The organism is Lactobacillus sp. A27 (genome assembly GCF_016742815.1).
Classification (GTDB): domain Bacteria; phylum Bacillota; class Bacilli; order Lactobacillales; family Lactobacillaceae; genus Lactobacillus; species Lactobacillus gallinarum.
Window position 1 is genome coordinate 44,213 of sequence record NZ_JAEHNT010000015.1, and the last position, 11,772, is coordinate 55,984.

Annotated in this window: 9 protein-coding genes; all 9 read left to right on the top strand. The window is 43.3% G+C overall.

Going from position 1 to position 11,772, the window contains the following annotated elements; genetic code table 11:
* Positions 1-54: 54 nt before the first annotated feature.
* From JEM49_RS02985 to JEM49_RS03025, 9 genes are read left to right on the top strand one after another with little or no spacing between them, the layout of a single operon-like run.
* Positions 55-5,241 (top strand): phage tail tape measure protein, encoded by a 5,187-nt coding sequence (locus tag JEM49_RS02985; RefSeq protein ID WP_201873601.1) that lies wholly within the window; start codon positions 55-57, stop codon positions 5,239-5,241.
* A gap of 14 nt (positions 5,242-5,255) precedes the next feature.
* The gene (locus tag JEM49_RS02990) at positions 5,256-6,287 is read left to right on the top strand and encodes a LysM peptidoglycan-binding domain-containing protein (RefSeq protein ID WP_201873606.1); all 1,032 of its coding nucleotides are present in this window, start codon (positions 5,256-5,258) and stop codon (positions 6,285-6,287) included.
* 9 nt (positions 6,288-6,296) lie between these two features.
* Positions 6,297-6,707 carry a phage baseplate plug family protein gene (locus JEM49_RS10780; protein WP_201873607.1) on the top strand — a complete coding sequence of 137 codons (411 nt, stop codon included), beginning with the start codon at positions 6,297-6,299 and terminating at the stop codon, positions 6,705-6,707.
* The gene (locus JEM49_RS03000) at positions 6,707-7,777 is read left to right on the top strand and encodes a hypothetical protein (protein WP_201873608.1); all 1,071 of its coding nucleotides are present in this window, start codon (positions 6,707-6,709) and stop codon (positions 7,775-7,777) included. The genes JEM49_RS10780 and JEM49_RS03000 overlap by 1 nt, the downstream gene beginning before the upstream one ends.
* 11 nt (positions 7,778-7,788) lie before the next feature.
* Positions 7,789-8,268 (top strand): hypothetical protein, encoded by a 480-nt coding sequence (locus JEM49_RS03005; RefSeq protein WP_201873609.1) that lies wholly within the window; start codon positions 7,789-7,791, stop codon positions 8,266-8,268.
* Positions 8,261-8,644, top strand: coding sequence for a DUF2634 domain-containing protein (locus JEM49_RS03010; protein ID WP_201873610.1), 384 nt, complete (start codon positions 8,261-8,263; stop codon positions 8,642-8,644). The genes JEM49_RS03005 and JEM49_RS03010 overlap by 8 nt, the downstream gene beginning before the upstream one ends.
* The gene (locus JEM49_RS03015; protein ID WP_242509743.1) at positions 8,637-9,818 is read left to right on the top strand and encodes a baseplate J/gp47 family protein; all 1,182 of its coding nucleotides are present in this window, start codon (positions 8,637-8,639) and stop codon (positions 9,816-9,818) included. The genes JEM49_RS03010 and JEM49_RS03015 overlap by 8 nt, the downstream gene beginning before the upstream one ends.
* On the top strand, positions 9,808-10,653 hold the full coding sequence (locus JEM49_RS03020) for a hypothetical protein (protein ID WP_201873612.1): 846 nt from the start codon (positions 9,808-9,810) through the stop codon (positions 10,651-10,653). The genes JEM49_RS03015 and JEM49_RS03020 overlap by 11 nt, the downstream gene beginning before the upstream one ends.
* Positions 10,654-10,677: 24 nt before the next feature.
* A complete protein-coding gene (locus JEM49_RS03025) occupies positions 10,678-11,766 on the top strand; it encodes a hypothetical protein (RefSeq protein WP_201873614.1) in 1,089 nt (362 codons plus the stop codon).
* The last annotated feature ends 6 nt before the right edge of the window (positions 11,767-11,772 follow it).

The following is an 11,772-nucleotide window of genomic DNA, read 5'->3' on the forward strand; positions in this document are numbered from 1 at the left end:
TGAAGTCATTTAGATAATTAATGGCTTTTTTATTTTGCCGAAAGGACGTAGTGAATGGCTGGAACGCACGAAGGCTTTAATCTAGGCGTCGTCCGTGCCAATTTCGCGCAGGTTGAGGAAGCACGCAAGGCTACTAATGCTTTGTATGCGGCACTTGGTCAGGTTGAGCGGCGTGCAAACAATATGCACATGAACGGCAATCTGCCTAAGGAAATCAACCACATTGACACGGTTACCGCGTCATATATCAGGCGTCTGGAATCCGAAGGCAAAACATATGAAGCTAATCAACAGAAAGTTAAGGCTTACCATTCTGCTATTGCTGAACTAAGCAATAAGCAGAAGGAACTTGAAACCGCGTTGAATCGGGCTGCTACATCTGCTGATAAAAACAGCGATGCATACAGAACTCAGCAAATCAAAATTAACCAAACCGTAGCGGATATTAACAAGTTTAAAGCTGGGATGAAGTCAGCACAGGCTGAAATGGACAGAATCCGACCGACTGGCTTTAACAAAATTGTTCACGGCGCCACGGTTGCTACTAAGGCAACAGACACAATGAAAAACAAGCTACACAGTGCTTGGAACAATATTCGTGGTGGTGCTACCGTTGCCGCCGCTGGTATTGGTGCCGTTGGTGCCGCTGCTATGTCAGGGGCAAAGCAATCCGCAGAAATTCAGCAACGATACCGTGAAATTAATAACCTTGCCGTTCTTGGTGGCGAACGCCAAAAAGAAGTAACTAAGGCTGTTTCTGCTATGCAACGTGAGGGTCGTGACATATCCATCAAGTATGGAAAGTCACAACAAGAAGTTGCGGCGGGGTACGAAGACTTAGTTAAGCGAGGCTATACAACTAAGCAAGCATTAGGAGCGTTAACAACAGAAGTTCAGGCTTCTGTCGCTTCTGGTGACAAGTTCAGTGATGTTACTACGGTATCCTCACAGGTGTTAGATGCTTTCGGAATGAGAGCCAAGGACACCAGTACAATGCTGAAAAACACCAAGCAAGTAGTTAACGAATTAGCTTACTCGGCTGACGCAACCTCAACAGGATTTAGCGATCTTGGTACTGCTATGTCCTACGTTGGTACGGCGGCAAAAGCTAATAATATTAGCCTTGCGGAAACATCCTCCGCGTTAGGTGTTCTATCTAACAACGGTCTAGAATCTGATAAGGCCGGTACTGCTTTAAGAGCTACGATCAACGGCTTAACTAACCAGATCAACAAGATTGGTACTAAAAATTCAATCTTTACCAAGTTAGGAATCAAAAAATCCGAAATGTTAGACGCACACGGTAACCTTAAGGGGCTATCGCATGATATGGGTGTGCTGTATCAGCATATCGAATCCCATAGTAAGGGCGGTTCTGACAAGAACGGATTCTTCAAGTCTATCTTTGGTACATCTGGTATGAACGGTGCCATGATTTTGGCCAAGTCGTCCAAAGAAGTGGAAGATTTGACTAAGCGCACTGAAAAGGCCGGCAAAACGGGTTCTTACGTTGCTAAGTTAGCCGCTCAAAACATGGGTACCGCACAAGGGAGTGCCGCCAGTGCAAAGCAGGCTATGAATGCCTTCAAAATGACGCTCGGCAATGCCCTGCTTCCGGCTATCAATCAAGCAAGTAATGCACTTGCTAAGTTTTTGCTAAGCAAGGACGGGAAGAAATTCCAAAAGGATGTCGGTGGTGCGGTTGCTAAGGTTGCTAACGGTTTGGTCAAACTAATAAAATGGACGGCTACACACAAGCGCGAAGTTAAGTGGATTGGCTACGGTATTCTTGCCGGCTATTCTATTTCTAAGGGCTTGAAGTTCATTTTATTTCTTGGCCAAGTCAAAAAAGGACTTGAAGCCATTAAGGCAATCAAGTTTGTTGGTGGTCTGTTTGGCAAGGTAACCGGTGGCGAAAAAGCTGCCGGGACTATTACTAAACTCGGTGGTGCCTTACCTAAAGGACGTGGCGGCGCTGGTATTCTTACTGGCGCTTTACAGTCAGCTAAGTCGGCAGGAGGCCTTAAGAAATTAAGCACTGCCGGAAAATTAGCAAATGGTGCTGCTGGCGTTGGTGTTGCCTTAGACGCTGGGTCACAGTTCGTAAATGCATACAAAGACCGTCACAATGCTGACAAGCGAAGCCAAGACATAGGTCAAGGTATCGGATCAGCCATTGGTGGCGGTATCGGTATGTATTTCGGCGGCCCGTTAGGTGCTGCGGTCGGCTCGCAACTTGGCAAGGTCGCCGGCAAATGGGGCGGTACTGCTGTTAACAACTTTACTAAAGGCTGGCAAAAGCACAAGCCTCCTAAAAGATTCTGGTCAATGGAGAACCTTGGCTGGTCTACCCATAACATGTTCAAGAATCTTCCTTCGGCTCTTAATAAGACGGGGAAGCGCATTAAGAGTTGGGCCAGTGGCGTTGGTAGAAATATCCATAAAGGCTGGGACAAGGGAATGAAGGCAAGCCATAGTTTCTTTAAAAACTTGCCTAAAAACATGTCCCAAACTGGTAAAGCACTACAACGCGGATGGAATCAGACTTGGAAAAAGGTTAACAATAATCGCTATGTTAAAGCATTTAAACAAGGCGAATTTATTCAAACCGCTTCAAAGGACATCCAATCACGCTGGAAGTCGTTCTCTACCGATTTCGGTAAGAAATGGAATGCAGGTTGGAAGAGCTTTAACAACGCTCGCTATGTAAAGGCGTTCAAAAAAGGTGAGTTCTTCTCTACCGCCTTGAAAGATATTCAATCACGCTGGAAGTCGTTCTCTACTGCTTTCGGCAAGAAATGGAATGACTTCTGGGGTCGTCTAAGCAAAGGCTGGAACAATTTCTGGGGTAAAGCTGGCGACATCAGAAAGGGTATTACCAACAATATCAAAGGCTTTGCTAATAGTATTGCCTATGGATCAGGACATTCAAAACACACCTTTAAGTATGAAAAGATCAAGAGCCATGCTAATGGTGGTGCTATGCACTCCACGCATGGTGCTTTGGTTGGTGAATCCGGGCCTGAACTAGCTTATAAGCCTTATGCTAACCACATTCGTTTGCTTGGTATCAACGGTCCACAGTTCACTAAAATTCAGTCTGGTGAACATATCCTTAATGCTCACGATACTCGCAAAGTTCTTGATGGTGGTTTAGGTCATGGTATGGTCCTTAAAGGCTATGCCAATGGCACTGAAAAATTAGCTAAAACTAAGAAGACAGTAACTAGCGATTATAAGCAGATTGCAGATAAGTCCTCTAAGTCGCTTAATGGGCTCTCTAAGAAGAGCAAGAACACTTGGAGTGAGATTGCCCAATCTACTAATAAAGAAGCAAGCAAGACCCGAAAAAATGTGATCTCGCATTATAGTCAGATGCGCACCGGCGCTCATAAGCAAATGAACGCTATGCACGACGGTGTTATTGACCTAGCTAAAACCACCTCAAAAGGGTTTGGTAAAGAGTTAGGACGCATGAAAGGCTACGCCCATGACGCAATGGGCGGTACCATTAGCCAAGTTAACAAGGGTATTTCTGGAATTGACAAGGTATTAGGGCAATTCGGTGGCAATGCATCGGTTATTAAGCCAGTTAAGTTTGCTACTGGTACTGACTCAAACGGTCGATTAACCGAAAACACTCTTGCAATGGTTAACGATGCCAAGGTCGGGCCAAGACAAGAAGCCATCGTCACAGATAAGAATGAGCTATTGTTCCCACGTGGTCAGAATACAATTCTGCCACTCAAAAAGGGATGGGGAGTACTTAACGGTGCACAAACCCAGCAAGTAGCTAATTCTGCTGGTCTGCGCCATTTTGCTAAGGGTTCAGGCATAAGTCATAGCGCTTTGAAAAAACTAGCTGAGAAAGCGGGAGCCAACCCAGCTAAGAGCTTCAAAGATATGTTCTTAACCCACCTGAAACCGGGTGGCACAGACTTAAAACGTGGCACGGTCGGACTTGCTAATAATTCAGCTACACACTTCGGAAATCCATGGTCTAACGCTATGTGGTCAGTCATCAATAACGCCATTGGCGGTGGTGCTGGCAAAGGCGGAACTCGTGAGAAATTCCTAAAATACGCTGAATCTACCTTCTCTGGTGTCCCATATGTCATGGGTGCTATGAGTAAGGCGGCAAGTGATTGTTCTGGTATGGTTGCACAAGCCTTAAAGCATTTCGGTATTGATGCCGGGCGTTCAACTGTTGACATGCAACACAGTTCAGCATTGCAGTACCTTGGCAAATCACTAAGTCGCACTATTCCAGGTGACTTAGTGATCTTCGGACACGGCACAGGTGCTGCCGGACACGTCGGGATCGTTAAGAATCCGAAGTCCGGCACCATGTTCAACGAAACCCCACCACACGCACGTGTGACTAGGATTTCTGACGATATGAGCATGGGTTACGGTTTCTACCGTGTCAAAGGGCTACACAACGCTTCGACTGGTAAAAAAACTGTCAAGGCTGACAAGAAACTAGAAGCACTGGCAAAACGCGAACTTGGTCCTTCCGCTTTGAAGTGGATTAAGGACAAGCTCGGCGACGAGGGAGCCCTTGGTGGCAACATCGGTGGTGAAGGTGTCAAGCGCTGGGCTGGTACGGTTAAACGTATCCTTGGAATGCTGCACCTCTCCACGTCTAGTGCAATGGTTAACCGTGTGCTTCGTCAGATTAATACCGAATCTGGTGGTAATCCACACGCACGTCAGCCAGGAGCTGACCCAGACGGTGACGGTTCCGGTCCTGCACTTGGTTTAATGCAAACCAAGAGATTAACGTTTGAAGCCTATAAGCGTAAGGGCTCTGGTGGTATTTTCAATGGTCCGGCCAACATTTATGCTGGCTTGAATTATGCTAAACACCGCTATGGTCCTAGCCTTTCAGCATTAGGCAATGGTCATGGATACGCCAAGGGCGGGAAACCTGCGGCACATACTCCATTTATTGCCGGCGAACGTGGTCCGGAACTAATCACAGCTGATGGTCCAGTTAAGGTTGATACCCACGAGCAGACTAAGCGCAAGCTTTCTGATTTGGTTAACTTAGTTGACCCTAAGATTAATAGACCTACACACAGAAATAATTCAGCTCCAATTATTAACATCAATTTCAACGGTCCTATAGGTGGATCGGTTGAAGATGCTAAGAGGATTGCTGAAATTGTAAAACGAGAAATAACTCAATATTTAGTAAACATAGGCGATGAATTCGGAACGGATCCATCGCTTTATTAGTTAGGAGGATTTATATGGCTAAAAAAGAAAAGCCAAAAAACAAGTCAAAGCCCCACAAGGGGCGCAAGAAGACAAAGGCTGAAACTAAGATCAGCAAAAAAGTTAAAGATTTGGAAGAAAACGCTGCTAAGGCTCATCATTCTGCGATGAAGGCTAACGAAGAAAGCCTTAATTTTGCCGCATTAGCATTTAATGCTAAAAACGAGCAAGACAAGGCTAAATACAGCCGTTTGACTCAAAAGTACTTGAATAAGTACAACGCAGATATGAGAGATTACAACTCATATAAGAGCCAATTAAAAAAGGCTACGACTAAAAAGAACCGTGTGGTCAAGACTAAAGATACAGACCAGGCGGCAATGGTTGCGGCTATTCAAGATCATGCAAAAGAATTCACTGGTGAAGGCAATATGGCTATTTTCCCGACTAAGAACGGGAAGAAAAGCGATATTGTCTTTTTTGCTCCCGTGAATACGGAATCGGAAAGCAATTCATCAAGTATTACTTCTTATGCCGTTGATCAGGGCGCACCTCGTAAGGATTACGCCAGATTTTCCAGTAAAACAGTAACAATTGATGGTTTGATTGCTGATACAGACACCGGCTCTGCACATGATAAGTGGGTTCGGCTTCGTACTTGGCACAGTCATCACGAAGAGCTTACGTTCCGTGGCGATATTTATTACAAGCACCTTATAATTTCCCAGCTTGACCGGCAATTCACTGGTTTTAGAAACACAATGCAAGTGTCAATCACATTTACATTTGTAAGAGCTGCCGAAATCACAACTAGTAATAAATCCAAAAAACACGCTAAGCGTTCTAAATCTTCTAAGACATTGGCCGGTAACCGTAGCAAAAAATACACTGCTATAACCATTAAAAAAGGCGATACGCTTTGGGGATTGGCTAAGAAGTATCACACTACGGTTTCCTGGCTTCAAAAGGTTAATCACATTAAGAATCCTAATCGAATCTTAGCCGGCAACCCTATCTATGTTAACGATAGGAAGTACAAAGCCAAGAGCAAGATTCGAGTTAAGTAGGAGGTTAACATGCGTAAATACATTCCTGTTAACACCGATGATTTACCTGACATTTTCGACATCACATTAGCCGGTGAGGTTTTCACGCTAAGAGTTGATTACAACCCGGTTGCTGATTACTACACGCTTACAATCATGCAAGATGGTGAAACGCTCCTGGAACAGGAGCCACTTGTATTGGATCAATTGGTCGGCATTGATATTCCGGATAGTCGCTTGCCTCGTACTGATATACGTGTCATGGACGAAACCGGTAACGCCAGGGATGCTGGCAAGGGTGAACTTGGCTATGATGTGCAGTTATATATTGACGTCATTGATCCGCTTGGTTCAGAAGATGATGACCCAACCATTAAGCCGCTTGGTTATGATCCTGACGAAGACAGCGACGACTTAACCGATGAGGAGGTCTCCTACTAATGACTGTCATAACCGATAATCCTCATATGTGGTTTGTTTGCACTAATTCGGAAGGCAAGACTCAAACGGTTTATAACAATGAGCATTACAAACATAATTATCCTTTCACGTTTGAAGTTAATTTTGCTGATGTTGCTACACCGCAATCAAACACGGTTACGCTCTATAACCTGACCAAAGAACACCGCGACTTTTACCACAAAAAGCAGCATTGCTATGTTGCTTTTAACTGGGGAAGTGACAGGAAAGTTCTTGCAGAAGGGTTCATTAGTAAAATTGGCATTCCTCAACATGATGGAACGACTGATACGTTTTCTTTAACCTTTACCGAGGGAACTAATTACTCAAATGTTGAAGCCCGCAAGTTGAAAGTTACGGAAACAGAAAAAGTTAATAAATACGTCACGAAAATGGTTCGAGAGCCTGACAAAGTAGTGACTAAGTATAAGCACACTACCGAAGTCAAAGTGTACAAGCGTGGCCCTAAAAAGGGGCAAAAATACGTTGTTCACCATCGCATTCCTTACAAAGTAACCGAAAAAGGCGGCCTTAAAAAGAAGCGAATTAAGACCCGTGCCACTAAAACCAAGATGGTTAACATGACCTTCCGGAAAGGTACGGATTATAAGACATTGATTAGTGGGATAGCTACACAATCTGGAATAGTGATTTCTAAGATTGATTTAGCTCATAATCCAACCTTAAAGCGTCCGTTTACTGCCAAAGGAAAACCTTTAAGCCTGTTGAAACGGGTTGTAAAGAAAACCGGTTCAAGTCTCACCTATATTGGTGGAAAGCTTGAAATTATCAATCCTCGCAGCACAAAAAGAACTTGGTACGAAATCGATGATCAAGACTTAATTCAACCTCCTTCTTATAACGAAAGTAGTGATGATGATTCTGGTTCTGGTACATGGGAAATACAAGTTCCATTAGTGCCGGACATTACAACTAATGTCGGTGTTCATATGCTTAGTAAATACTTGAAAGGCTATTTCTACGTTAAAGCTGGTCAGCATACGTTTGATATGGACCAAGCTCAAACGCAATGCTCACTCGTTAAAATTTAGGAGGTGAATAGATGGCTCAATCACAGAATGAAGAAAGAGACATGTGGTACAAGGCAACAAGAAAGTTTATGCATGGAATTGTTGCCGGAATCCAGTGTGCTTTTCCTGCTAAGGTCATTAAATATGATAATGCTACACACAAAGCAGATATATTGCCACTAGCTAATTCAAGCAACGGTGATACATCTGCACAATACTTGGATATTCCAGTTAGTGAGAACTGTTATATTCAAGATGAAATATTAGAGCGCTTAAAGCCAGAATTAGCAAAAGTAGATGCACATGTTGGCTCTAATCTAGCTGAAAAACTTCCAAAGAGGCGTCTAATGAGGGCTGGCGTTCCTGTTGTTGCCGTTGTGTTAGATCGTGACAATGACAACTGGGAAGGTGGTAGAGCTGTTAACAATTATGTACCTAACAGTTCGAGGCTCCACGATGCAAACGACGCAATCATAATTGGAGTTCTTGGGGGTGATGCAAAAAATGGCTAAGGATTTACTAGTTACAGAATACGGCGATCCTGTTATTGATCCATCTACTCACGATTTAGCAACCGTGGACGGAATCGAAGAAGTAGCACAAAGAATTAGGGCTACACTGCTGATTCGCTACGGTGAAATGACTAACCTAGATCCAGACCAAGGTGCGGATTATAGCAATTTCCTTGGCAAGAATTTCAACGAAAAATTGGCATCTGCTGACATGTCTACCACAATTATTGAAAAAGTTCCGGAAGTTCAAACGGTCAATAGGATTTCATTTAAGAAATTGCCGCAACGTGGCTTATATGTCACATTCAACGCAACCGTTCAAGTTAACGACAAGCCGGAAGAATTGGAAGGAGGTTTCGACCTTGGCAATGGCTAGTTTTGGGCTTCATAAACGTGGCTTCTTAGCTCCGACTTATGAAGAAGTATTGGATAGCGTCATGGATGATTTCATGCAAAGATTCGGGACAGACATTGTTCTGACGAGCAACTCCAATTTTGGTATTATTGCTCGGCTGATTGCTTGGCGAGAAACCTTATTAATTCAGGAATTGCAGAAGACTTATTATTCCGCGTTTATCAGTACAGCTACTGAAAGCGCACTTGACCGAATCGGTGCCAATCTTGACCTACCTCGCAAAGTGGCAACACCTAGTCAGGCTAACATTGTTATCACTACATCGGAGGAATATCTAATTCAATCTGGTGAAAAATTTGAAACCCCGGACGGCGTGCTGTTCGAATTAATCAAGGATGTAATCACATCTAAGGACTATGAACATAATACTTATACTGGTATTGGTATTGTGCAGTCAGTTGAAACGGGCGATTTTAACAATGTTTTGCCTAACACAATCACGATTATGTATAATCCCGATGAAAATGTTTTGTCGGTAACCAATCCTGAAAAAGCGGCTGGTGGTCAAGACAACGAAGACGATCCAGCATATAGAGCTAGGTTGATCATGGAAAACGTTGCAAAACCCGGTCCATCGTCAGCAGGAATTAAGTCAGCATTGTTAAACTTACCAGGTGTAAGACAAGTAAACATTATTGAAAACCCATTCGCAGACGCGGACCAGTACGGTAATCCACCGTATTCAGTCCACGTTTTTTGTTTGGGCGGAAGAGAAAATGATATTGCCGATTGTTTGGTTGATAAAGTAGCGGCTGGTATCACTTTGACAGGGACTAAGGCAATAACTGCCAAAGATAAAACCGGTAATCCACAAGTTATCCACTTTGATTATGCCAAGGATAAGCCGGTATATGCGCAAGTTCAAATTCGTACCAACGATGAATGGAACGTTGATGATGGTGTTAATGACGTCAAGGAAACGATTATCGATTACATTAGTACTTTACTAATGGGCGAAACCGTCCACTTAACTAAGATCTATCCATCAATTTATGACGTTCCAGGTGTCGGTGTGGCCAAGATCAAAATTGGTACTGACAAAGCTCACATGGCTGATGAAGACATTGCTTCTAAGCCATTCGAATCCTTCTCATGCCAACCTGAAAACATTGAGGTGGTCGTAGATGGCGTATGAGACAACAGATGAACTTCTAGCAGAAGCTTCTGACTACTGGGAAAAGAGACCAGAGTCAAACATGTATAAACTGATAGATGCCTTTAATGAGCCGTTTGAGGCTATTGATACGAATGCTGAAAAAGTTGAGCGCTGGCGTGCATTAAAAGATGCTAAGGGTACAACTTTGGATTTATTCGGTGAGGATATTCAAACATATAGACCTAGTGCAGACGATGAATACTATCGCTTTGTAATTCACATTATGGAGCTATTATCACGGGCACAGGGTACTATTCCTTCAATGGTTAAGATCATGTCTAACGCATTAGGCACTAATCAGGGCTTCAAGGTTTGGAAGACAGGCATCCGGCACATTGGTATCCAGATTCCATACGACTACGTTCGTGACGTGCATATGGAAAAATTTATCTTGAAAAACCTTCACAAGATGCTGGCAATGGGCTACTGGCTAGACCTAATAGTATTTGAAACCCGAACTAAAATGCCTCTCTATATCGGAGTAGGCACCCAAGACAGATGGCAAACTACTGCTAGATCAAAAACGATCTGGTGGACTGGCTGGAAAACTAAGACACAGTCAAATCTCTATTACGGGATGCACACTAGCTACAAGAATTATCAACGGGTTAAATCTAATGTAAGTTGGTGGACTGGCTGGAAAGCTCAAACATCTAAGCATCTATATCTAGCAGTGATTGGCAGAATTGCAAATACGTCAATTTGGCATACATCAGCAAGCTGGTCAAGCAATCATAAGGAAGAAGTACACGCTGGGTTAAGCGTTGGAACAAAAACAATAACGACAACTACTCAATCAATCAAGACTGAGTAGTTTTTTAATAGAAAGGAGTAAATGATGGCAGCAGATACATCAAATTCGGGATTTGTTGAAAAACTAAAGCAATCACTCTTGACGAATGACGGGCGACATCTGTTTTTGGCCGTTGGCGATGGTACTGGCACACTGGTTTATACAAGAGCTATCTTATCAAGTCAAAAGTTAACGGATCAATTGGGTCAAGCACTTAGCGATGAAGCAATAAGGAATCTAACAAGTCTTAAAGACGACTTAAAAGAAGGACAATTGCAGATTACCCCCGTCGTTGATAACAACTTTGCGGTTATAGCCAACTTTGAAAACAGGAATCAACAACAGGATATTAACTTTAGCTCAATTGGTTGGTATGCGCGTGTTGATACAACAAATGCTGGAAAGACTGTACAAGGCGAAGAGAAGTTAATTGCTATCACACCGACTACACAGGACCATGAAGTTTTGGCCGCTGGAAGTCCAGATCATCAATCAACCCAAGTCATTTCAGCGCAGCTAAACATGACAATTAGTAATGCAGCACACATTGACATGACAGTTAATGAAATTGGCTATGTTACTAGAGCTGAGTTAAATGAATGGCAATCAAAAGTTCAAGGCACAATTGACACTGAACTAAAGCAGGGTACTAGCAAGTTAACTATCATGCTGAACGGTAAGGATGCCACAAAGGCAGATAGTGACGGCACTTTTAACCTCCCAACTTATGATTCAGCAACCATCGATCAAATGGTTGCTGGTGCGGGTAAAGGTGCTGGTATTAACACAGTGCAGGGGGTAGCTCCTGACAGTACTGGTAATGTCAATTTGTCTAGTGTCTTTTATCCGAAGGCAGATGTCGACAGAGCAATTAACGATTTAAAGCAAACAATTACATCTCTACAATCTGCAAATAGTACCAAAGATCAACAAATCAAAGATTTAAACAATCAGATTACAGGTCTTAACAACCAGCAAGGTGTAAGTACTAGGCAGTATAATGACTTGCTTAATCGTGTGATTTTCCTCGAACAAAATAGTGTGATCGGCAAGAGATTCGCAGCTAGTCAAGAAACAGAAGCAGAGGCTTGGGAGAACCAACATCCTAACTACTTGGCAATGATAGAAAAATAAGGAGGT